22 protein-coding genes and 1 tRNA gene are annotated in these 23,390 nt (G+C 53.0%); 6 read left to right on the top strand and 17 right to left on the bottom strand.

Features of this window, described 5'->3' with window-relative positions; genetic code table 11:
* Window positions 1-158 precede the first annotated feature (158 nt).
* Window positions 159-1,766: an alpha/beta fold hydrolase gene (locus tag ACP9M6_RS01725; RefSeq protein ID WP_427452899.1), complete on the top strand. Its 1,608-nt coding sequence runs from the start codon at window positions 159-161 to the stop codon at window positions 1,764-1,766.
* Window positions 1,767-1,800: 34 nt separating this feature from the next.
* Here the strand turns inward: ACP9M6_RS01725 and ACP9M6_RS01730 are convergent.
* Window positions 1,801-1,876 (bottom strand) — tRNA-Ala (locus ACP9M6_RS01730).
* Between the two features lie 89 nt (window positions 1,877-1,965).
* Window positions 1,966-2,424 carry a TIGR02300 family protein gene (locus ACP9M6_RS01735; RefSeq protein WP_427452900.1) on the bottom strand — a complete coding sequence of 153 codons (459 nt, stop codon included), beginning with the start codon at window positions 2,422-2,424 and terminating at the stop codon, window positions 1,966-1,968.
* Window positions 2,425-2,552: 128 nt separating this feature from the next.
* Between ACP9M6_RS01735 and aroA the strand changes: the two genes are divergently transcribed.
* Together aroA and cmk are read left to right on the top strand one after the other, a co-directional pair.
* On the top strand, window positions 2,553-3,887 hold the full coding sequence (gene aroA / locus ACP9M6_RS01740; protein ID WP_427452902.1) for a 3-phosphoshikimate 1-carboxyvinyltransferase: 1,335 nt from the start codon (window positions 2,553-2,555) through the stop codon (window positions 3,885-3,887).
* Window positions 3,887-4,516 carry a (d)CMP kinase gene (gene cmk / locus ACP9M6_RS01745; protein ID WP_427452903.1) on the top strand — a complete coding sequence of 210 codons (630 nt, stop codon included), beginning with the start codon at window positions 3,887-3,889 and terminating at the stop codon, window positions 4,514-4,516. Before aroA ends, cmk begins: the two co-directional genes overlap by 1 nt.
* Here cmk and ACP9M6_RS01750 read toward each other — a convergent pair.
* From ACP9M6_RS01750 to rpmI, 10 genes are all read right to left on the bottom strand, one after another.
* Window positions 4,513-5,571 carry a S1C family serine protease gene (locus ACP9M6_RS01750; RefSeq protein ID WP_427452905.1) on the bottom strand — a complete coding sequence of 353 codons (1,059 nt, stop codon included), beginning with the start codon at window positions 5,569-5,571 and terminating at the stop codon, window positions 4,513-4,515. The genes cmk and ACP9M6_RS01750 overlap by 4 nt on opposite strands.
* A 1,237-nt stretch (window positions 5,572-6,808) precedes the next feature.
* Window positions 6,809-7,285 (bottom strand): DNA starvation/stationary phase protection protein Dps, encoded by a 477-nt coding sequence (gene dps, locus ACP9M6_RS01755; protein WP_427452907.1) that lies wholly within the window; start codon window positions 7,283-7,285, stop codon window positions 6,809-6,811.
* Window positions 7,286-7,398: 113 nt separating this feature from the next.
* Window positions 7,399-7,743: a hypothetical protein gene (locus ACP9M6_RS01760; RefSeq protein ID WP_427452908.1), complete on the bottom strand. Its 345-nt coding sequence runs from the start codon at window positions 7,741-7,743 to the stop codon at window positions 7,399-7,401.
* Between the two features lie 133 nt (window positions 7,744-7,876).
* On the bottom strand, window positions 7,877-8,362 hold the full coding sequence (gene rpsP, locus ACP9M6_RS01765; RefSeq protein WP_427452909.1) for a 30S ribosomal protein S16: 486 nt from the start codon (window positions 8,360-8,362) through the stop codon (window positions 7,877-7,879).
* Window positions 8,363-8,402: 40 nt separating this feature from the next.
* Complete coding sequence (gene ffh, locus ACP9M6_RS01770; RefSeq protein WP_427452910.1) at window positions 8,403-9,998, bottom strand: signal recognition particle protein; 1,596 nt, start codon at window positions 9,996-9,998, stop codon at window positions 8,403-8,405.
* Window positions 9,999-10,148: 150 nt separating this feature from the next.
* On the bottom strand, window positions 10,149-10,688 hold the full coding sequence (locus ACP9M6_RS01775; RefSeq protein WP_427452911.1) for a hypothetical protein: 540 nt from the start codon (window positions 10,686-10,688) through the stop codon (window positions 10,149-10,151).
* A 134-nt stretch (window positions 10,689-10,822) separates the two neighbouring features.
* Entirely contained in the window at window positions 10,823-12,169 is a 1,347-nt protein-coding gene (locus ACP9M6_RS01780) for a sensor histidine kinase (protein ID WP_427452913.1), read from the bottom strand.
* Between the two features lie 316 nt (window positions 12,170-12,485).
* Window positions 12,486-13,004 (bottom strand): hypothetical protein, encoded by a 519-nt coding sequence (locus ACP9M6_RS01785; RefSeq protein ID WP_427452915.1) that lies wholly within the window; start codon window positions 13,002-13,004, stop codon window positions 12,486-12,488.
* A 193-nt stretch (window positions 13,005-13,197) separates the two neighbouring features.
* Window positions 13,198-13,572 (bottom strand): 50S ribosomal protein L20, encoded by a 375-nt coding sequence (gene rplT / locus ACP9M6_RS01790; RefSeq protein ID WP_427452917.1) that lies wholly within the window; start codon window positions 13,570-13,572, stop codon window positions 13,198-13,200.
* A 33-nt stretch (window positions 13,573-13,605) separates the two neighbouring features.
* Window positions 13,606-13,806, bottom strand: coding sequence for a 50S ribosomal protein L35 (gene rpmI, locus ACP9M6_RS01795; protein ID WP_427454736.1), 201 nt, complete (start codon window positions 13,804-13,806; stop codon window positions 13,606-13,608).
* A 282-nt stretch (window positions 13,807-14,088) separates the two neighbouring features.
* Here rpmI and ACP9M6_RS01800 point away from each other — a divergent pair, with 282 nt between their 5' ends.
* Window positions 14,089-14,364: a DUF4345 family protein gene (locus tag ACP9M6_RS01800; protein WP_427452919.1), complete on the top strand. Its 276-nt coding sequence runs from the start codon at window positions 14,089-14,091 to the stop codon at window positions 14,362-14,364.
* Here the strand turns inward: ACP9M6_RS01800 and ACP9M6_RS01805 are convergent.
* From ACP9M6_RS01805 to ACP9M6_RS01820, 4 genes are all read right to left on the bottom strand, one after another.
* Window positions 14,361-15,782 (bottom strand): DUF1501 domain-containing protein, encoded by a 1,422-nt coding sequence (locus ACP9M6_RS01805; protein ID WP_427452921.1) that lies wholly within the window; start codon window positions 15,780-15,782, stop codon window positions 14,361-14,363. The two genes, ACP9M6_RS01800 and ACP9M6_RS01805, sit on opposite strands and share 4 nt — an antisense overlap.
* A gap of 10 nt (window positions 15,783-15,792) precedes the next feature.
* The gene (locus tag ACP9M6_RS01810; RefSeq protein WP_427452923.1) at window positions 15,793-17,523 is read right to left on the bottom strand and encodes a DUF1800 domain-containing protein; all 1,731 of its coding nucleotides are present in this window, start codon (window positions 17,521-17,523) and stop codon (window positions 15,793-15,795) included.
* Between the two features lie 156 nt (window positions 17,524-17,679).
* Entirely contained in the window at window positions 17,680-20,166 is a 2,487-nt protein-coding gene (locus ACP9M6_RS01815) for a DUF305 domain-containing protein (RefSeq protein WP_427452925.1), read from the bottom strand.
* A gap of 86 nt (window positions 20,167-20,252) precedes the next feature.
* Window positions 20,253-21,524, bottom strand: coding sequence for an aspartate kinase (locus ACP9M6_RS01820; RefSeq protein WP_427452926.1), 1,272 nt, complete (start codon window positions 21,522-21,524; stop codon window positions 20,253-20,255).
* Between the two features lie 145 nt (window positions 21,525-21,669).
* Here ACP9M6_RS01820 and ACP9M6_RS01825 point away from each other — a divergent pair, with 145 nt between their 5' ends.
* Window positions 21,670-22,212: a hypothetical protein gene (locus tag ACP9M6_RS01825; protein WP_427452928.1), complete on the top strand. Its 543-nt coding sequence runs from the start codon at window positions 21,670-21,672 to the stop codon at window positions 22,210-22,212.
* Window positions 22,213-22,268: 56 nt separating this feature from the next.
* Here the strand turns inward: ACP9M6_RS01825 and ACP9M6_RS01830 are convergent, their stop codons facing one another.
* Window positions 22,269-22,442, bottom strand: a complete 174-nt coding sequence (locus ACP9M6_RS01830) for a CsbD family protein (protein WP_427452930.1) — start codon at window positions 22,440-22,442, stop codon at window positions 22,269-22,271.
* 77 nt (window positions 22,443-22,519) lie between these two features.
* Between ACP9M6_RS01830 and ubiG the strand changes: the two genes are divergently transcribed.
* Entirely contained in the window at window positions 22,520-23,287 is a 768-nt protein-coding gene (gene ubiG / locus ACP9M6_RS01835) for a bifunctional 2-polyprenyl-6-hydroxyphenol methylase/3-demethylubiquinol 3-O-methyltransferase UbiG (RefSeq protein ID WP_427452931.1), read from the top strand.
* The last annotated feature ends 103 nt before the right edge of the window (window positions 23,288-23,390 follow it).

Consider the following 23,390-nt stretch of genomic DNA (forward strand, 5'->3'; position numbering starts at 1 on the left):
GGTAATTTTGACCCTCTAGGCGAAAAAACCGCATTATTTTTGCAAGACCGTGGTTTTTAGGGGGTTTAAACACCATTCACCTTTAGAACTGACTGTAACGAAGCTAGGTTTGAATATAGATTTAGGGTCACACCTTTATTGTAAGCTTCGGGGAATAGGTGCGTATTTTGGAAGAGCTCAAAATCAACTGCTTTGGAGAATTCCGCCTGATACAGATGGGGGATCCTGTCGATCTTCCGCCCTCGAAAAAAGCGCGCGCTCTGTTGAGTTATCTGATTTTTTCCGGCGAGCCCAAACGGCGTGAGCATCTTTGCGAGATATTCTGGGACACGCCTCATGACCCTAAAGGCTCCCTACGCTGGGCGCTCAGCCGGTTACGCAACTGTCTGAATGAAAGCCATCGTCAGCGCCTCGTGGCGGATCGGGAAACCATTGCATTTAATATGAAGAGCCTCACTTGCCCCTTGGATAATATTAAAACGCGTCTGGACAGTCGGCGTTTAGACGTCTCGGAATTACGCGCGATCAAATCGGATTTAAGCAAGACTTTTTTGGACGGCGTTGATCTTCCGAATTTGAGTCAGTTTTCTCTCTGGCTTAGCGAGCAACGGGCGGAGGTCAGCCGTCTCAAGGCGCAGGTTCTCAAACGAAATTTGGAACATCCCAACACTGCGCCTGATGAAAGCGAACAACTCGCAAGGGACTGGCTCGATTTGGAGCCTTTCAATCCTGAGGCCGCCAAAACTCTGGTCAATCTTCTTCTCCATCAAAACGCCACCACGGAAGCAAAGAAGATTAAGGAAGAACTTGAAATTCGATTCCGGGAAGCTGGCATTGATTTCGATGTAAAGCCGCACACGCCGCCCCCCTTATCCGTTTCCATTCCGACACAAAAACCTCAAGGCCACGCTCAAGAAAAGCAACTGCTCGCGCGACAAAAAATTCAATTCTGCAAAACGCCGACGGGCGTTAGCTTAGCCTATGCGAGTGTCGGAAGCGGACCACCGCTTGTAAAGGCCGCCAACTGGCTCACCCATTTGGAACTCGATTGGTCAGCCCCGATTTGGAGTCCGCTCTATCGGGAACTCGCAAAAGATTTCAGCTTTATCCGCTATGACGAACGCGGAAATGGTTTGTCAGATTGGGACGTCGATGAGCTTTCGCAGGAAACGTTTGTCAAAGATTTGGAATGTGTTGTCGACACAATGGGCCTTGAAAAATTCCCGCTTTTAGGGATTTCCCAAGGCGCGGCAGTTTCTATTGAATATTCCATTCGCCATCCGGAACGCGTCTCAAAACTCATTCTATTTGGGGGCTACCCAAAAGGTTGGAAGATTGACGCCTCACCTGAAACCCAAATGCACAATGAAGCCATGATGACATTGACGAAGACTGGATGGGGGCAGAATAATCCGGCCTATCGACATGTCTTCTCCTCAACCTTCATGCCCAGCGCATCAGCAGAAGACCTCGCGTGGTTCGATGATTTTCAACGACAAACGACGAGCCCTGAAAATGCTGTAAAGTTCTTGGAAGCCTTTGCTAGCATAGATGTGCGCCACCATCTTCCAAACCTGAAAGTCCCGACACTCGTCATTCACTCGCGAGGAGATCAGCGCATCAAATGGCAAACAGGCCGGGAAATCGCGGCGGAAATTCCAAACGCGGAATTTGTCTCATTAGACAGTGACAATCATCTCCTACTAGAAGGCGAACCCGCCGCAGATCAGTTCATCAGGGCCGTTCGCGAATTTCTCTTAGATTAAAGCAAGAGAGTAAGCATTTGGGGTAAGAAGCCGATGGTGGAGCCTAGGGGAGTCGAACCCCTGACCTCTTCGCTGCCAGCGAAGCGCTCTACCAGCTGAGCTAAGGCCCCTCTCCATATCGGATGGGATGCGCCGTTTAACGCCAGACGCGAGGCTTGGCAAGCGGGCTTTTCGCCCGCTCGGCCATTAATCTTAAAGACTAGATTTCAATTTCTTCGGCGTCATCATCGTCTTCATCGCCTGTTGGAGGCAATGTGTCTTCGTCATCATCAGACACGAGGGCAGCGTCCTCGTCCTCGTCCTCATCTGTTGAGAAGCCGTCAAAGTCTGGACGGTCATCGTCGTCATCATTGGACCCACCGGAAATGATGGCCGCGTCGTCGCCGTCAAGCTCGAGCTCTTTTGCAGCTTCTTCCTCTTCGTCGATATCTTCCTCATCGACTTCAGTTGCTTCCGTTTCGTCCTCGTCATCCTCAAGGTCAGCTTTGCTGGTCTGAGGTTTGAGGGGTGCGGAGGGCAGAATTGGCGTTGCATCCAGCTCTGTCGGGTCAAAGCTGTTCTGGCACATCGGGCAGATGGCCGGATTTTTCGCGAGGTCATAAAACTTCGCTTCACATTCGGGACAGACGCGTTTTTTGCCGAGATCGACTTTTGCCATGTCGGATACCTTTTAAATTCATATAGCGGAGCGCTAATCCCTTGCAGAAAGCGCGAGGATTTGCGACATCCGCGCGTCTTAGCGCTTGGCTTATGTGAGTCAACACCGAAGGGGAGAGACGGGCACATATGCTCAGTTCGAATACAGATACCGATAGGCAGCGTTCGGCGCAACGGTCCGGCCCTCTGACGGGCACAATTCGGGCACCCGGCGATAAATCCATGTCCCACCGCGCCATGATCTTTGGCGCGATGGCCGAGGGTGTAACGACCGTGACGGGCCTGCTGGAGGGCGCAGACATTTTATCCACTGCGTCAGTTATGTCCGCGCTCGGCGCGACAGTGACGAAAACGGCTGATGGTACTTACACCATCAAAGGCTGCGGCGCGGCAGGATTGCAAACGCCAGAGATTGATCTGGATTGCGGCAATGCCGGCACGGGTGTGCGCCTGATTATGGGGGCTTGTGCGGGCTATCCCATCACGGCGACATTTACGGGCGACGCCTCGCTCTCATCCCGCCCGATGAACCGCATTCTTGATCCGCTGCGGGAGATGGGTGTGAATGCCACAGCGCAAGAGGGCGGCCGATTGCCCGTCATGCTGTCCAGCGACGGCGATCTCACCCCCCTGACCTACACACCGCCCGTCGCCTCGGCACAGGTAAAATCGGCGGTGCTTCTCGCGGGGCTGAACACGACAGGGACCACTGCAATTACAGAGCCCATTCCAACGCGCGATCACACAGAAAACATGCTCCGTGCATTCGGAGCCAAGGTCGAGATGACACCCAAAAATGTCGGGAATACAATCAAGCTGACAGGTCCAGTGAACCTGAAAGCCACCACCGTCAATGTTCCGGGCGACCCCTCCTCTGCCGCTTTTCCAATTGTCGCTGCGCTCATCACGCCCGGCTCTGACGTCATTATAGAGAACGTCATGATGAACCCGACACGAACGGGGCTGTTCGACTGCCTGACCGAAATGGGCGGGCATGTCCGTCCCGATAATTTCCGCAAATCAGGCGGCGAAGTCATTGCCGACATTCACGTCAAGTATTCTAAACTCCACGGCATCACCGTGCCGCCGGAGCGCGCCGCCTCCATGATTGACGAATATCCCGTCCTCGCCGTCGCCGCGTCTTTCGCGACTGGCACAACGGTCATGGACGACATTGGCGAGCTTCGCGTGAAGGAGAGCGACCGCATCACGGCAACCTATCACCTCCTGAAAGCAAATGGCGTCAATGCTGAGGAACTCGAAAACGGCCTGAAAGTCACGGGCGGTCCGGTCGCGGGTGGCGGCACAGTCACGACCCATCACGACCACCGCATCGCTATGAGCGCCCTCATTCTCGGCCTGAACGCGGATGCACCTGTGACAATTGATGATGCCTCCATGATTGCGACGAGCTTTCCTGATTTCTTCGATCTCATGGCCTCGCTCGGCGCGGAGATAAATTAATGACGGTTATCGCCGTTGACGGGACATTTGCGTCCGGCAAGGGTACGCTCGGCAAAGCCCTCGCCGCGCATTACGGCATCGCCTATCTCGACACGGGCAAGCTCTATCGGGCAACAGCCAAACGTGTCTTGGATGCGGGCGGCAATGTTGCCCTTGAAGCGGACGGCGAAACGGCAGCCTTAAACCTCTCTCCTGACGATCTCTACGATCCCATTCTAAAATCCGGCCCCATCGGCGCGGCGGCGTCGAAAGTTTCCGTCCATCAGAAAGTCCGTGCGGCGCTCCTCGCCTTTCAACGCGAGTTTGCGGCCAAAGGCGGCGTGTTAGACGGTCGCGATATTGGCACCGTTATTTGTCCGGACGCCGATGTGAAACTCTATGTCACGGCGACCCAGATTGAGCGGGCCAAACGTCGCCATGCGGAACTGGCCGGATATGGCGAAAAGCTGACCGTTGACCAAGTCCTTGAACAATTAATTGAACGCGACACAAGAGACAGCACTCGTGCGGTTGCACCGTTAAAACCCGCCGCAGATGCGCACATGCTAGACACGACGGATATGTCGATTGAAGCTGTGCTCTCCGCCGCGATTGAGATTTGCGACGCAGTTTTAAAACAGCATGATTAGGATTCCGGGTCGTCCAAGATCACCTCATAGCTGACCGTCTTCGCGATGCCTTTGGATTGGATCGTCACGCGGTCACTGAACTGCAAACCTCCGCGAATATAGCTCACATCCGCGACCGTATTGGGGCGCACTAAGCCAACGGCATAGCGAAGATCAGAACTATTCCCGATTGGTCGTCCGGCAAATTCCGTCACGACATCATCGACCCGCAGTCCCGCTAGGGACGCCGCGCCGCCTGAATTGACTTCGACGATCAGCGCGCCGTTCAGATTGTCCAGCGAGAGTTCCGTCATCCGGTCCATCGTGACGGGCGTAATCATCACGCCGAGTGAGCCGCGCGAGACCGTGCCGTAATTTTCCAACTGTTCCGCGACGGCGCGGAAAGTGTGGGCGGGAATGGCAAAACCAATGCCGGAGCCGCCACTTTCACGCGAGACAATCGCGGAATTTATGCCAATTAATTCACCCGCTGAATTGACCAATGCCCCACCGGAATTTCCGGGATTGATCGAGGCATCCGTCTGAATGAGATCGGTATAGCCCAGCGGATTATCATCGCGCCGCCCGATGGCCGAGACGATACCCGTCGTGACCGTATGGGACAGACCGAAGGGATTTCCTACAGCAATAACGAGATCCCCAACCTGCGTAGCGTCATCTTCATAGACTTTCACGGCCTGCAAATTTTCCGCCGTGATCCGCAAGAGGGCCAGGTCTGTCTCAGGGTCCTGTCCCATAATTGTCGCGTCATAACGGCGACGGTCTGAGAGGACGACCGTGATGGATTGCGCATCCTCTATCACATGGTCATTCGTCAGGATGAGCCCCTCATTCGCATCAATAATGACGCCTGATCCGATGCCTCCAATACTCGTGCCGTCCGCCTCTTCCGATTCAATTGTATTGATAGACACGACGCCCGGCGTGACCTTGGAAATTGTCGGCGCCATGGTGAAAACGTTCCGGTCTGCATCGAAACTGAGCAGGTCAGCCGCAAAAACAGGGGTGGCAAATAAGAGACAGGATAGTGTGAGACAGGTGCGAATGGGGGACAAGGCGGGCTCCTTTAATAGCGATTTCGGGGTTTGCGCCAAGACCAGCCAACGCAATGTTATAACCAACGCAGATTTTTCCAAAATGCGCAAGCGTTTCGAACCCAAGATGAGGGCATTGTAACGCAAGGGTCGGTATGATGACCGAAAGGTTAACGTGGTGACGAAGCTATTTGATTGGTAATCAAATAGCTGAGGAACCGAACTGCACGGTACCGCGCAAGCGCGTACCCGGCGACACACACTTATGTCACCCCGCACGTGATGCGGGGCCTGTCGTATATGAACGCAGGTTTAAGAGAGCAGCCGATAGGTCCCGCATCCATTGGTGTCGGGATGACAGGTCGGGGTGGCCGTCGATTTCGTAAACCTCAAAGCTGTTTCGCTTTTGTATCTGTTAGTTATGTCCGTTTGTTTCGTTTTAATTTCAAAAGAAACGGGATGTCCGCGTGGGTATTCAGGGTTCTGGTCGCAAACCAGATTATAAGCTAAGTTTTCGAACCCCAACAGGCCCACGCGGCGGCGCCTTTTCGCACTAACGGCCGAACCATTCAGTCGGGGAACGATCAGCTCTCGATAGGCCACCCAACTCCGTCGGCATTACTCGACTTTGTCCAATGACAAGCACCGCTTCTTTCCGGTCCGTGCATTTCCGTTTTTTAAATTAAAGCGTCGAAAAATGGGTAAGCTTCACCAAATTTTCGACACCTCATCAAACAGAATTGCACTGGTCAATGTGCACCTGACCGCCCTGTAAAAGAAGACACCTTAAAGATTGCACAGGTCGAAAGGGGTGTGGACGCAGTTTTTGAAATAAATCTCAATTCCCAGTTATCCCGCCCACCCCGGCCCGTTATTTGTTCACAAACAACTAGAGCTGGGGTCCAGAGCGTCAATCGGAAATCGGCGCTTAACTCACTGAAACCATGACAAACTCTGCATTCCAGATCATGTTGTTTGCACGCAAATAACGGGCCGGAATGAACGGAGATAGAGGAAAGAGGTTTTTATCAATCCCCGGTTTCGAAAACGGCATAACCGAGGATTATCTTTTACAGGCGGTGATTGATCGCCAAAACATTTCACTTAAAGGTCGTTTCCGGGCTGATGGAAGATTGATAATCAAACCAAGCGATTCCTCAAAATTATGAATGGCCCCTTCATAAAAAAAGCCGCCCCGAGGGACGGCTTCTCAACTTTATTATAACAACTTCCGAAGTCTCAAAACTCCGATTCATTGTTACGCGTTGTGTGCACCGATGAACCACGCGTCCTTATCGACGTTCCGGCTAATCTCTGTGAACAGATCGGCCGTATCCTCGTCGCCATTCTCGCCTGCCTTGGCGATGGCGTCGCGGCACATGCCACCAAAGGCCATGAACCGCTCAGTGAGTGCTTTTACGTGGTCATTCTGATCCGTAATGTCTGCGGGATAGGGTTCCAGCGATGTGTTTTCAGCAATTTTCTGCGTTGTACCATGTGTCTGTCCGCCGAGAATAACCATCCGTTCCGCAATCGTATCAGAGTGGTCACGCGCGCGGTCTGCGACCTCGTCCAGTAATTCGTGCAAGCCGATAAAGCTTGGACCTTTGATCGTCCAATGCGCTTGTTTGACGGCCAATTGTAAGTCCAGTGCGGAAGCCAATGCGGATTTTAACAGTCCAATGGATGTATCGCGTGCGGTTTCATCTAAGTTGTTTACATAATGTTCGGGCATAAAATGTTCCTCTTTTTGTCTTCCCTTACATTACGAATGAACTTCCACCTTGGTTCCAAATTTTCCATTTGAGCCGCTTCACGTGGAGGCTTCAAAATTTAAAGGACGGGCATTCAGGATGTCTTATGACCAAACAGTTTTCTCTGCCATTCATCCGCCCGACTGATCTCTTCGGAATAAACAAGCCCACCATTGATTTTCAATGCGAACTTCATGCTGAACATGCCGATCATAAAGACCTCAACGGACTTTATCGACTCGGAGAGGCCAGAACCTTTAAGCACCGGAATATCCGGGTTTATATGGCTCCATTTTGTGTTTTTCACGATGATTTCATCATCGATAATCAGCGTCGCGGCAGATTGGGTTGGAACCATGCGCCACCAATTATGAACCTCAATGCGGTGTCCCATATATTCATATTCGAGATATTTGGATGTTTTCGAAAACAGTCCCATATTTAATCGCTCCAGAATAATTCTGCCTCGCTATTATGCGACCTGTAAGTCCTCAGCACAATGTCGAGATTGACTCATAAAAAAAGCCGCCTCCCGAAAGAAGCGGCTTTCAAACTTTAATCTGAGACAAACTCTACTCTTCAGCAGGTGTTTCCTCAGCGGCAGGCGCGTCTTCAGCAGGCGCATTTTTTGCGTCTTCAGCGGCCTGTTTGGCGGCTTCGTCAGCGGCCTTCTTGGCTTCTGCAGCAGCTTCTTTGGCTTCGGCTTCCGCAGCGGCGCGGGCTTCGGCTTTTTCTTTGCGCTCTTCAATACGCTCGAGGGCTTTCTGACCAGGTTTACCTTTTTCAGGGTTATTGCCGTGCTTCCATTCCCAGAGACCGGCAGCGCCGAGGAAACGGGCAACGCGTTCTGTTGGGCGGGCGCCTTTTTTCAGCCAGTCCTGAACCTTTTCAACGTCAAGCTTGACGCGGTCTTCGGAGTCTTTTGGAAGCATAGGGTTATAAGACCCAACCTGTTCGATGAAGCGACCATCGCGGGGCGCACGAACGTCAGCCGCAACGATGCGGTAATAAGGGCGTTTTTTGGCACCATGACGGGCCAGACGAAGTTTAACGGACATGTGAGTTTTCCTTTGAGTGTCTGTTTTAAATTAAATGCGTTTATTTCTTTTTCCCGAAAGGTGAGCCGCCACCTAAGCCAGGAAGGCCTCCGCCGCCCAGACCCGGAAGCTTTGCACCCCCGAGACCGGGTAATTTCGGTAATCCGGGCATGCCGCCCATTTGCTTTTTGAGCTCTTCGAGTTGGGCCGGATCCATATCGGCCGGATTTGGCATCCCGCCTTTGGCCGACATCCCACCGGGCATTTTCGGCATTCCGGGCATGCCGCCCATTGCCTGCATCATGCCGGCCATGCCGCCTTTGGACATTTTCTTCATCATGTCGCCCATTTGGCGGTGCATTTTGAGGAGCTTGTTGACCTCTTGCACGGACATGCCAGAGCCTGCCGCGATACGTTTCTTGCGCGAGGCTTTCAGCAGGGCCGGTTTACGGCGTTCTTCCGGTGTCATGGAGGAAATAATAGCCTGTTGCTGCTTCAGCAAGCGGTCATCAATGCCGCCCGCGGCATCGAGTTGTTTCTTCATCTTGCCCATACCGGGCATTAATTTCATGAGGCCACCCATGCCGCCCATTTTCTGCATCTGGCCGAGTTGCTTGGACAGATCTTCGAGGTCGAATTGACCCTTACGCATTTTCTCGGCTGTCTTGGCGGCATCTTTTTCATCGATGACCTGCGCGGCTTTCTCGACGAGGGAGACGATATCGCCTTGCCCCAGAATACGACCCGCGAGACGTTCGGCATCGAAAGCTTCGAGGCCGTCGAGCTTCTCGCCCGTGCCGAGGAATTTAATTGGAAGACCTGTCACCGCCCGCATGGACAGCGCTGCACCGCCGCGTCCATCGCCATCAATACGCGTCAGGACGAGACCTGTCAGCGGGAGGCGTTCATTAAAGCGTCTGGCGGTTTCGACGGCGTCCTGACCCGTCAGCGAGTCAGCAACGAGGAGGGTTTCAATCGGGTTTGTCTCTTTCGCAATCGCCTCGACTTCGTCCATCAATTCATCATTGACGGTGGTTCGGCCCGCTGTGTCGAGGAAGACGATATCATAGCCGCCTTTAGCGCCCTCTTTCATCGCGCGCTTGGCAATTTGCAGGGCGCTTTCTCCTTTGACGATGGGCAGGAAACCCGTGCCCGCCTGTTCGGCCAACATACCGAGCTGGTCCATCGCGGCAGGACGGTTCGTGTCGAGCGAGGCGAAGAGGACTTTCTTCTTCAACGCGGTACGAAGATAGAGCCCGAGCTTACCAGTGGTCGTCGTCTTACCGGAACCCTGAAGACCCGCCATCAAGATGGCGGCGGGCGGTTTGGCGGAGAGGTTGAGCTCCGAGGCCTTCGCGGCTTCGGCCTTGTCAGCCTCATCATCCGAGAGCGTCCCGCCAAGCATATCAATCAGGGCGTCATTGACAATCTTGATGACCATCTGGCCCGGTTTGATCGACTTGATAACTTTCTCGCCGACGGCTTCCTTACGGACCTGTTCGACGAATTGTTTGACAACCGGCAGGGCGACATCAGCTTCAAGCAGCGCAATGCGGATTTCGCGCATGGCTTTATTGACGTCGGATTCGGAGAGCGCACCACGACCGGTCAAACCGTCAAATACATTGCCTAACTTATCGCCTAAGGCTTCAAACAAATCTCAAATCACCCAGTTATAGGCAAAACGCAAAAGGCCGCGGCGAACGAAACTCGTTGACCACGGGACCCCGTCTGCATCCTGCACAGCGCGGAGCGCAGAGTTAAAACTGCGCGAATGGCGGGCCTCTACGCGGATGAGGCGGGACTGTCAACCTTGCGGATTTGTCTCGCAGGCCTGTCCAACAGGGGGTGTCTCGGCCTTCTTGCGGCGGGGCACAATTTTAAAAACCGGCTTGGAATATTTGGAATAGCGAAGGGTGATGAGGACGGATTGCGCCTTGCGTTGGGCCGGCTCTACTGCTGTCTTACGCGCCGCACGGTAAATCGTCGTGGGAAGGGTTCCGGCAGCGCGACGGCAAGCCGCGAGCTTGCCCGGTTTTTGCGCGGCCTCGCCGATTTTCGTGATACGCGATCGGATGGGACCGATGACACCTGACGCCGTAATCCGAAACGGGGCATTGCTGGCAATCCGGTATGTCCGCTGTCCCGGCTTTTTTGACACCAGCTTGACCGCGACTTTGGGTTTGACGGAAAATTTAACCCGGTCGGATGACCCGGCCGAGGCGGCGGCTGGGAAAAGCAGCATGCCCAGCAACGCAAAAATAGAGATGGACGCCTTTCGGCCTACCTCCGCTGCCGTGTCCTGAAGGTCATCAATTTTCTCTGGCGCAGAGGTCTCATTGTTCATGCTAGAGTTGTAGGCGAAAACTCTTAAGACTTTGAGGCTTCTTTTCATCTTTCATTAAATGCGAATAACAAAAGGTTAACATGCGCGCCCCCAGCCGGATGATGTTTTTGCTTTTTCTTGATTTCAAAAGCAGGTTAAGCGCTTCGTCTCATCTTGTCAGCCGGAACCTGTACCACCTGCGTTCCGCGTCGCTCAATCCGTACGGGGAGTTGAATTGTGAAAACCGTTCCCTCCCCCACAACGCTCTGGACATGGACCTTACCGCCCATACCCTCAACAAGGCCGCGCGTAATCGACAGGCCAAGCCCTGTGCCGGTTGTACCGGAGGACAGACGGTTATCGACTTGTTCAAAACGCGTGAAAACACGCCCCAAATCGGCTTCATCTATGCCCACGCCCGTATCCCGGACGAAGAGGCATAGCTCGGTTAGATCCTCACGAATTTGCCGGGACTGCACGATGACATCAATCCGGCCCGATTCTGTAAATTTCACTGCGTTGCCGATGAGATTATTCGCGACTTGCCGCAAGCGCGACTCATCACTGATAATATGTGTTGGGGTATCTCCCATCCAATGAAGCTCAAGCGCGAGATTTTTTTCGAGGGCTGCGGGACGGTTAAGAGCGACGAGGGACCCCAGCATTTTCTGTAAATCGAAAGACGCATAGGTAAATTGGGCTTTACCGGAATCCAATTTGGACAGGTCCAGCACATCATTGATGATCGTCACCAATCCGGTAGAGCACCCATCGATAATCTCAACGTATTGACGCTGCGTCGGTGTCATATCCGTCTTCATCATCAGGCCCGCCATCCCGATAACACCGTTTAAGGGCGTCCGGAGTTCATGAGACATATTGGCGAGAAAGTTGGATTTCGCGTAATCCGCTTCCCGAGCTAATTTGATGTTCTTTTCCAAGAGATCAAAAAGACGATGCATAGAGATAGAGAACACGGCGAGACCCGTGGAGACGATGGAAAAGGCAATGGTCGTCTGAACCGCCCGCATGAAAGCGCGCGCTTGATAGTCAACGGGACTAACGCCAATCGGAACGGGCCAAGTGATAGACGCGCTGTAAAGAAACCAAACGAGCGCGAGCGAGAAATTCGCATAGACAAAGACCATGCGCCACCCCGATATAAACCCATTAATGACAGCCCCCGCAACCAAGAGCGGCAACATCGCCGTATTAATGCCTGTTTGATCGGGGATAGATGTCGCCAATATCCCTATCAGCATCAGTGCCGAATAAGCGATAGCATAGCCCGTAAACGCCTTCGTATAACGCAGAAGATGCGTCGCAGTGAATATAATGACCATGACACTCGCCGCGATCCAATGATCGAAAGTCCAAGTGCCATAAGCGTAACTCATAAATGTCAAATTGATGACCTGTGAAAACAGGAAGACCCAGCCCAACATATAGACGGCACGCGCGCGCAGAAGGTCAGCCGCGCCCAAGCTCTGATCAATGCGCAAAAAACGCTCATATGCTCTGATAAGCTTGATGCTCTACCCCAGTTATCGCTTCGTTATGATCGAATAGGGTAAAATGTTTATAGAAGCTTTGAACGCTTAGCGGGAATTAGGAGCGTGGTTAATAAACCATGATCATATAGTCGAGACAGGGAAGTGACTTCCGTGTTTCACGAAATGCATGGGTTTGGATGACAACTCTCTCATGGGTCGCCATAACATGACTGACCTTTTGGCAAGCCATGTTAGGACGGGCTGTCATCTAGGCTATAAAAAGGCTCCCTCGCGGGAGCCTTCATGACATAATATTGGTTACCTATCAGGCGGTTGGTGCCATCTTTGCTGCGAGATAAGCGTTTTGCTTTTCTGCGGAAAGGTCAATTGTCACATTCCGGAATACGAGTTTGTAGGCTTCCACGACTCCGCCTTCGGGAACCTTGAAGTCGCTGCCAATTGGGGTTGTTGCAAAAGAGGGTTGGCCCACAGTTTGGTTCCTAATCTCATAATCAAATCCGCCAATATGTACGATAGCGCTCCGGTAATATTGCCAGACCTGCGAAACATCTCCGATGGTGGTTTGAATTGTGCGCGGCCCAACGCCGGGAATGCCGGAACTGTTCGGCGGTTGCCGGGACGTATTGGAATAATCATAGGTCATAGATGTGACGATGGATTTTCCAGCGTGGGTTGGGCCAAAACCGTAACTGAAACCGGGTTGGGTCGATGCGACCGCATCTAAAACGTTTTGAATGGATGAGGTTGCATCCAAACCATCCAGAGCGAGATCAGGGAAAAACGCGTAAAGGCCAACAGCCCTAAAGGTGAGATTTAAAGTCATAATAATCCTCATTTAATTTTAACAACGAAAATGAGGATTGAAAAATTCAGGTTGCGCCCCTCATCATTACTAGACCTTACATAAAATTTGAGGAGGCGAAATAAAAAAATACACCTGTGGTTGTGCCTCTATGACGCGTATAAAAAAAGGCTCCCTCCCGGGAGCCTTTAAAAATCAGGATTGCTCGAAGCGGCTACTTAACAGTATGCGGCTTGGACGCGTGTTTCTTGGCTGTCTCTGCGAGAGCTGCAAACGCTTCCGGCTCGTTTCCGGCCATGTCGGCGAGAACTTTACGGTCCAGCGTGATTCCGGCCTTGTTCAAGCCGTCCATGAAACGACCATAAGTCGTACCGTGGGCGCGGGCCGCCGCATTGATGCGTTGGATCCACAGAGCGCGGAACTGACGCTTTTTCAGTTTCCGACCGATATAGGCGTATTGACCCGCTTTCTCGACGGCCTGGTTGGCGATGCGGAACGTATTCTTCCGACGACCGCGATAACCTTTGGCCTGTTTCAATATTTCTTTATGACGAGCGGACTTGGTTACGCCGCGTTTGACTCGTGCCATGATAATTCTCCGGTATGTAAGGTAGGGCGGCGCTTAGCCGTAGGGCATGTACTTTTTCTTGATCACTTTGGCGTCGCAGTCTTTGAGGACTGTTGTGCCGCGCAGCTTACGAATTTGATCGTTTGTGCGTTTGATCATGCCATGCTGTTTGCCAGCCTGACCTGCTTTGACCTTACCGGATTTGGTAATCTTAAAGCGCTTTTTGGCGCTCGACTTCGTTTTCATTTTGGGCATTTCGGTCTCCAATAATAAGGACTGATCTTCAAAACGAAATGAAACCAGTCTGCCTTTCGAACGATCAGGTATGCCATTCAACCCGATACGTTGCGTCACAACTTTTGTCGTGAAGGCGGCCCTATAGGCGTCTGCACTTGCTTTGGCAAGCCGAACCGTCACAAGAGAGGGAGAGATTATAGCGGGAGACACGTCATGAAAATCTACGGCATCATCAACGGGCTGTTCTATATATGATACGGACTTTACGGCCTGTTCCAACCCGCTCGCATTGCCAATGCGATGGGTTGGACGCCGGACCTGCTCGGCCTGCACGAGGTGCGTGCGATCTGGGCCGCTCTGATCGGGATCGGCATTGTCTGTGTTCAGGTCGCGATGAAAGGCTCCGTCCGGGAATTGACCAAAGCCATTGTCTTCCTGACATTCTGTTTCATGATAGGGCGATTGGTCGGTCTCGCGCTGGACGGCACAGGGCCGCAGCTCACCTATATCGAAATTGGAATCGAAATCTTCTGGGGCGGTCTGGGCCTGATCCTGCTGTCCCGCGCGAAGGCTTAAACGAAGCCGAGCGCGGAGCGGTCAAACCGTGAGAGATTCGGGAAGATCGCATTCAATTCTCCCGAATCCAATCCAAACCAACTACCCAGCGCGGCGGCATGCTGCTCAACAGAGGTTGTCGGAATGAGACGTCCGCGCTCTTTCGTATATTGAGGATGGGCGAGGTCGACTTCCGGAATATCACCGTAAATATGCCCGCCGCGCACGGACCCGCCGGCCACGAAATGATGTCCGCCCCAACCGTGATCAGATCCATCGCCATTGCCGACCATGGAGCGTCCGAAATCACTCATGGTGAAGACGAGGACATCATCCCATGTCCCGAGTTCGATCATGGCCGCTTTAAACGCCGCCAGGGCATCGCCAAGTTCTGTATGTCGCGCGGAAATAGCGCCGCCCTGACTGTCATGCGTATCATATCCGCCCTGTGCCGTGTAGAACACCTGACGACTGGTCCCCAATTCCCCGCGCAGGGACATAGCCTGTGCGACACCACCGAGCTGACGGCCCAGACCTGTAGACGGAAATTCTGTCGCCAGTGGCGTCGCAGCATTGGCGCGCTCAGAGTAGGCGATCTGGTTTTCAATCCCGACGCCTGACTTTTTGACAGCATCCCTGCGGAAGAGATTTGTGTGATCAAAACTTTCGCGACGCATAAAAGCCGCGAGTTTCGCGCGGGCGGCATCTGCATCATCACTATATCCGAGGTGCCATTTTCTTTCTGCACCATCTATGCGCAAACGGCTGCCGACCTTTGGAATACGAAACGGTTGCGCCCGTTGCCCTGCGAGGAATACATCCGGCGAGGTGGCCGTGATCGCCGCATAGAGCGGGTTGGGCGCGCCGCCGGATTGGATCACGGCATCGGCAAATTGACCGCCCCAGCCGCGCCGCGTGCCTTCTGTTCCCAACGCCATCCACGTGGATTGCTGGTCATTATGCGAAAAAATGCGTTTCGGTAGTAAGGCGCTTTGGGCTTCGATGGCGTCGCGGTCGACCGTATCGAGCAAGGGCCCAACATTGCCGACAACGGCCAGATCCCCAGTATTGAACATCTCTTGCACCGCGGCGAGTTCCCGCGGCACACCGAATTGACGCCCGTTAAATCGTACGCCGTCCTGGACATTAAGGGGCAGGATGTTCTCGCGGTAGCGCGAACTGGTCGGGTCATCAGCATTATGACTGTCAAAAATACCGCCGCGCAAAGCTTTGAGGGCGTCATAGCTCGCACTATCTCTGGGCAGAATCGTGTCATTATTATCCATCCCGCCTTTCAGCATAATGCCGACAAGCGCTTTATAACCACCCGTATTAGCCGCGCGGGCAGGCGCATGGGCCAACATGGAAAGTCCCATCGTCGCGCCAGCAAAACCGAGGGTGGAACGGGTGAGGAATTGGCGTCTATTGTAAAATGTCATCGTCCGGCTCCTAGTTTTGAACGGCAAAGGCGCCGGAAGACATCATCATGATAAGCGCGAGTTGGACGCGGTCGAGGCGATCCGTTTCCGCGTCATCCGCTGCGATTAACAATGTGGAGACGGTATCGGCCATTTCCGCTTTCGTCGCATCTGAAAGTTGTCCGGCGGTCAGTTTAACGTCGAGATGATCGATAAGGGCCTGCGGGTCATTGGCTAGCGCTATCTCCGCCGCGAAATCAGGATTAAAGCCGGGATTACCCGCCGGATCGTCCGCCCTCACGGTAATATAATGCGTCATAAAATTCGAAAACCCGAGCATAGAGCCCTCATTCACAATTTGAAATTCTGGGGCGGTCAGACCTGCCTCTCCGGACTCTGTCGCAGGCGAGAGATAGCCGGGGCGATAGAAATTAAAGACAGACGGACTGCGCAGCGGATGCTGGCCCAATTTATCATTCGGATTGGATGTGTCGTTAAACCGCCACTCGGCGGAAACATCTATGTCGGCGAGATCAAAGGCCCGGGCATAATGCGCAAATTTCACAATGGGTTCCCGTAATTTGCCTTCATTCGCCTCCTGCACATCGTCATGCACGCTCTCGTCCAGAAGGATCGCCGCGATCATCGCTGCGAAATCCCCTTTTTGCCCCGATCCGAAAACCCTGCCATTCGGCGCGGTAAAGCTTCCCGCATCGAACGCATCTGCAACGCGTCGGACATATTCGGGCGAGGGCGAGGACGAAGTGAAACGCTGGATCATCTGGCGCGAGAGAAACGGCGCAACATTAGGATGGTCCGCAATCGTGTCCAGCGCCATATCAATGGAGTTCACACCCGTTGTATCAGCGGGGATAGTGGTGCCAAGAAAAGTCTTTTCCAGCGGCGAATGTTCATCATCAAACATCTGCAGCGGTTTGCGTCTCCAATCCTCATCCTGATCACTCCAGCGAAAGCTGGGGCCTGAACCCGACAATCCCGTAAAAACTTTTGCCAAGCCTATAATATCATCATTGTCATAGGTTTCCGGCGATCCCGCTTTCGGTGTCCCGTCCTGATTCAATTCGACCAGACCAATGGAGAAGAGCTGCAATAATTCGCGGGCGTAATTTTCATCCGGCATCCGGCCGGACCGCTCGTCGCCTTTGCGGTTACGGTAATAGGTCAGATATTGCCCCATGGCAGGAGAATAGGTGATGTCCTCAATCATCTCGCGGTAATTACCAAAAGCGTGATCGGTCAGAATATCCGTATAGTGTGCGGTCGTGTAACCTTCGTCGAAAAAGTCATTATCAGAGATAACGAAAATCTGAGACAGGGCGAACATCATACGCTGTCGCAGAACATCATCAGCCGTCAGCAGGTTCGTCCAAAGCATTTTGGAATGTTCCCGATCCGTATCCTGCCGCGTTGGATAGGCCGCCAACATCGCGTCATATGTTTTCGTGACAGGCGCACGCATTTGGGCTGTCATCCAGTTGGCAGCATCTGTCCCAACCAGTGAATCGATTTCCGCATCTGTTCCGCCAAATCCTGCCTGGATAAGGAAGCGGGCGGCTTCTTCACGGGTTTCGAGATCGGTATAAAACTTCGTCGCAGCAGGCGCAGGGGCTGGTGTTCCGCCACCGGTTGGTCCACCCAAACTTGCGCTCGAATTGGAGCTTCCACCCCCGCCACCACAGGCGCTCAACATCAGCCCCGCCATCAATGTGGCCGCAATAGGTTTCACAGATAAAAAACGCACAAAACTCTCCCAAGCCCCCGCAGGCTGTTCGGACAATTACGGCAATAGGTTTAAATGTGACTTAAATCGGGCAAAAGATGAGGGTGTGGTGAAGTTTTGGTTAAGGTCCAAGGGCGACTGAAATAGATTAACTTCAGTCGCCCTTGGAAATAGCTATCAGTCTTGTAAACGCGCCGCGATGGCGGAGACTGTTTTGGACAGACCTTCATGCTCGACGTCTTTGACGAGCGCGGTGAGTGTCTCTGACAGCGCTGCGTCATCACTGCCAGACTTTAACTGTTCCTCTGCACGATCCAAGGCCTGCAGCAATACTCCGGCTTGATCCGCCGTCATCCCGTCATTGCGTTGCATTTGGTCAATATAGGCTTTTGCGACAACCGGTTCTGCGGGCCATGTGACCGGGAATTGTTGTTGTGGGTTAAACGTGTTGCCCTGATCGGCAAGCATGGCGGCAGCGATTTCATTCTCGGTTAAATGCTCACTCGGTGTGAGGGAAAAGACGTCCAATCCTCGCGCAATTTCAGTCCCGTAAATATTGCCATTATACCAATAGGTCGACCAGTATCCGCCGAGAACGAGTTTTTCGTCATGGACGGGACCCCGGTCAAAATAGGCGATCTCCACCGGATTTTCTGAATCCGTGAAGTCCATCACAGACAATCCGCCCTGATACCAGGCTTGGGCGAAAATATCACGCCCCGGGACGGGAATGATGGAGCCATTATGCGCGACGCAGTTTTCTGAGTCTGACTGCGGCGCTGGAACTTTATAATAGCTTTTGAAGGTCAGCTCGCCCTCTTCAATATCGTAAATCGCATTCGCGCCCCAATCCTTGGGATCATAGACGCGACAGCGCGGACGGCTGCCCCCGCCCCATTCATCCGTGAAGAGGACTTTTGTCCCGTCATTATTGAATGTCGCGGAATGCCAATAGGCAAATCCCGTATCAACAACCTCGTCAATACGCGTTGGTTTTAGGGGGTCGGAAATATCAAAAATAATCCCGTTCCCGGAACAGGCCCCTGCCGCGATTTTCGCTTCGGGGAAGACTGTAATATCGTGACAGTGATTGGTTTGGTTCGTGTCCTGCGTCCCGTCACCGTGATCGCCGCCCTGCCATAATCCAGCCAAACGTCCCGACTCTTCATCGGCGAAGACCGTGGGGCTGTCGATGATACGGGATTTGGATGGATCCGCGAGTGGTATCTCAATCACATCAATGCGGAAGAGTGCCGTCCGATCATCGCCAGCAACACCGCCGACGCAGCCCTCTAACTCTTCATCCTTCCGAATTGAGGATGTGCCCGAATTATAAACGACCAGCTTGGTCTCGTCTTGGGTGACAACCGAATGGGTGTGGGAACCACGACAGGTTTGGACTTGGCCGACCTGTACGGGTTTGGCCAGATCGCTAATGTCGAAAATCCGAATGCCCCGGAAACGCTCTGCACTCACATCTTCGCTAATGCCCTGTAATCCGCAATCAACCCGACCACGTGTTTGCTCAACCGACATGATGAGAAGGTCATCCACGATGGAGACATCGCCCTGTCCGCCCGGACAGACGACTGAGCTAAAGAGTTCCGGTGTGCCGTCCTCTTGGAGTTTGTAAATACTAAAGCCGTGATAATTGCCCGTCACGAGAATGTCGTCCTGAAAGGCCATATCCGTATTGGCAAAACTAAAGAGCGGGGAGCGGGAGCCCCATTCGGTGCCCTCCACACTCTGCCCATCATCACGGCCCGTCTTGGCCGCGTCGTCTTTTGAAATAATCGGCGGCAGACCTGCCGGATTTTTGGGATCGAAAAAGCCTGCCGGCTTCGGCAATGTCGCGACGCGTTTCAGGTTCAGAATGGCCGACTCCGCATTGTTAAAACCCCCTTTGAGGTTCGCCCTCGGATCCGAAGAAAAAGAGCTCAAAATCGCACTCATCTGCTCAATCTCGGAGGTTTGATCATTGATAATATCATTTGTGAAATCGAACAGGACGGGATCATAGGCCGAGCCCGGCTGATCTGTCAGCGTTTCCACCATCGTCAAGGCCCCATCATGATGTGCAATCATCAGGGTCAGGAACAGTTTGTCAAAATCGACGCCTTCAGACGCGGCCAATTTTGCCATCTCTTCCGGACTGGCCATGCCCTCCATCTCATGGTGAGCGCCCATGCTCTCGCCTGTACTGCCACTGTGATGTTCGTGACCACCTGACATAGTGAGCGGTTCGTTCCGCTCCGTCAGCCAGTCTTCCATAAACTTAATTTCGTCCGCTTGGGAGGCTTTGATCCGGCTGGCAATATCGACGATCTCTTTGCGGTTCGTGCGGGACTCCACAAGATTGGCCATTTCCACGGCCTGCGCATGATGCGGGATCATGTTCTGCATGAACATCACATCATCGGGTGAATAACTATTATCGGCAATTTTGATCGCGTCTTCCGCGACCAGTGTTTGTGACGATTGTCCGGGCGCGCCCGGTAGAATAATCGGCGCGGTACTGGCGGCAGCGCGTTGAACGGCCTCATCGGTAGAGGTCTCGGCAGCTTCAACAGGATCGGGGCTATCGGCCTGCTGACAGTTTGACAGGACAAGGCCGCTCAGCGCCGTGGCCAAAAATAGAGTTTTAAAGGTCGGAATGCGGGTCATGATCTATGTCTCTCTATGAAGGGAACACCTGTTCTTAATTCACAATGGCGAATTATTTCGCCGAGACATAGCAAAATCTGATTGATTTAAGGCGCACTCACTTTCGGGGCCGGCGTCTGGTGTAACTCAAACGCTTTGTGCAAGGCGCGGACGGCGAGTTCCGTATATTCGCTGTCGATCAGGACCGAGATTTTGATCTCCGATGTGGCGATGACTTCGACATTGATGTTCTTATCCGCGAGGGCTTCGAACATAGTCTGCGCGACACCCGTGTGAGAGCGCATGCCGATGCCGACGACGGAAACTTTGGTGACGTCCGAGTCCGATTTAATGCCGGAAAAACCAATCTCTTCCTTGGAGCCTTCCAAGGCTGTCAGAGCTTTCTCGAGGTCCCGCTTGCCGACCGTGAAGGTCAGGTTGGCGGAGTTATCCGAGCGGGAAATCCCCTGCACGATCATATCAACGATGACATTGGCATCAGACATCGCGCGACAGACCTTGGCGACCATGCCGGGCGCGTCTTTCAATTTAAGCAATGTGATTTGGGCTTCGTCGCGTGAATAGGCGACGCCGCTGACGACTCGTTCTTCCATGGTTTCATCCTCGTGGCAGACCAGGGTTCCGGGGTTTTCGTCCCCGACCTCCGCCATGCTGGTCAACACGCGGATGGGGAGATTATTATTCATGGCCAATTCGACCGAACGGGTTTGGAGCACTTTCGCGCCAAGCGAGGCGAGTTCCAGCATTTCCTCAAAAGCGATACGGTTCAGGCGGCGGGCATCTTTCGCGATGCGCGGGTCCGTCGTATAGATACCGTCGACATCGGTATAAATATCGCAACGGTCAGCTTTCAGCGCAACAGCAATGGCAACGGCCGACGTATCAGAGCCACCACGACCCAGCGTGGAAATCCGGCCCGTCTCGTTCACGCCCTGGAATCCTGCGACAACGGCGACATTCCCGTCCTTCATGGAGGGGCCAATGGCGGAAGATTCGATTTCCGCGATACGGGCTTTGGAATGGGCCATGTCGGTGCGCAGCGGGATTTGCCAGCCGAGCCAGCTCCGCGCTTTCAACCCGCGACGACGCAGAGCAATGGCGAGAAGGCCGGAGGTGACTTGTTCACCACTGGCGACGATGGAGTCATATTCATCCTCAATCGCTGCGCCCTTATCAGAGTCAGCATCCAATTCATCGACCAGCGCGACAAGGCGGTTGGTTTCCCCGCTCATGGCGGAGACAACGACAGCAACTTCATTGCCATCTTTCGCCTCTTCCGCGACTAATCCCGCGACGTGACGAATACGTTCCAGATTGGCAACAGAAGTGCCGCCGAATTTCATGACGATGCGGGCCAAAGCCAGCTCCTTGGGTTATTTATTGACAATGGAAACAGGTTTGTTCCATCGAAGCGGCGACCTCTTAGGCATATGTGTCGAAATGCGCAATGGTTGAGATAGTGAACAATGACGTTGCACCAAAATTTTGGATTGGACTTTAATCATGCGTTACACTCTAAACTGCGCCGTCGTGATTTTGCTGGTCATCATCGGAAATATCGCCTGCAGCGCAAGTCCAAGTGGGACCGTGGTAGATATTACCAATGTCAAATCCGGATTAGTCTGTCTGTATAAATTTGAAGAGGGCGTCGGCTACCTAGATGATGCGCATGTCTGTTTTGAGACTGAAGACATCTACATCACAGGGCAAAGTGAATGTGTGTTTGACGGAAGAGCGGAGCCTTGCACATGGTACGGCTACGAATTCGACTATGACAATAAGTCAAGCTCACCTGTAATCTTGACCTGCAAATACTCGTCTCATGAAGATACCGTTGTCGGAAATCCGGACGGTATTTGGGGAGAAGATATTTCGAGCTATGAGATTACGCTTGAACCGGGAAAAAATCATTTCTCCAATCCCCAATATACAGTCTACCGGACTGGATTAGGTGAAAACCCAAGGCGAAGAGTGACGGTTTGCGGTATTGAAGGTCAACAGGCATTTGTATCGGAATTCAACATTCACTTGCCGTCGGCTCCATAAAAAAAGCCGCATCACCCGGAGGGTGCGCGGCATTTCTTGAAGTTTGGCGTTTAGACCTATTTTTCTTCAATGGCGTCTTTTGCATCGCCAACGACACCTTGGGCTTTGCCCTTCATTTCCTGAAGTTTGCCCTTGGCCTGCATCTCTTTATTATCAATTGCATCACCTGCGGCTTGTTTGGCTTTACCGGCGGCTTTGTTGGCTGCACCTTTGATGTGTTCGGATTCCATAATTTCTCTCCTGTTGATTTGTTGCTACGTATATAAAACGCAAACACACGTGATTTCGTTCCGAAAGATTTAGTCCTATGGCCCATTCCGATGTTCAGCCCGACCGTCTCTCGCGCGTTTCCGTCGATCCGGCGGAGATGGCGAGCTTTTCGCGTATGGCGGCGGATTGGTGGGATCCGACGGGGCCGTTTAAGCCGCTGCATATTATGAACGGGGCGCGGTTGTCATTTATCAAAGAGACGGTCTGCGAACATTTTGGATTGGACCCCGAAGCCGAACAACCGCTGAAAGGTCTTCGGGTTCTCGATATTGGCTGCGGCGGTGGACTGCTCTGTGAGCCGATGGTGCGATTGGGTGCCACTGTTACGGGTGTCGATGCGTTAGAACGCAATCTCAAGACGGCAAAGACCCATGCCGAGCAAGTCGGCGTCGAGGTCGATTACCGCCACGGCACGATTGAACAAATGGTGGAGGCTGGCGAAGCTCCCTATGATGTTGTGCTGAATATGGAAGTCATTGAACACGTCGCCAACCCACCGGAGTTCATGGCGGATTGCGGCGCGATGGCGCGGCCGGGCGGGATCATGCTCTGCTCCACCATTAACCGCACACTCAAGGCTTTTGCTTTTGCGATTGTCGGCGCGGAATATGTCCTGCGCTGGCTGCCACGCGGAACGCATCAATATGCAAAGCTCGTGAAGCCCGTTGAGTTAACGCGTTGGATGACGGATGCGGGATTAGACGTTCGTGAACAGATCGGCATGAGCCTCAATCCGATCACGCAGGTGTGGACACTTTCTGGGGATAAATCGATTAATTACGTGACGGTCGGTACCAAACCCTGAAATTCACAGGGTTAATAAAACCCTAACAAATAACGGCCTGTTCTCGCAGATGTGATTTAACTGTGTATGTCTTATTTCGGCCAAAATGCTAATTATAACAGTG

The sequence above is a fragment of the Litorimonas sp. WD9-15 genome (assembly GCF_050271975.1).
Classification (GTDB): domain Bacteria; phylum Pseudomonadota; class Alphaproteobacteria; order Caulobacterales; family Maricaulaceae; genus Litorimonas.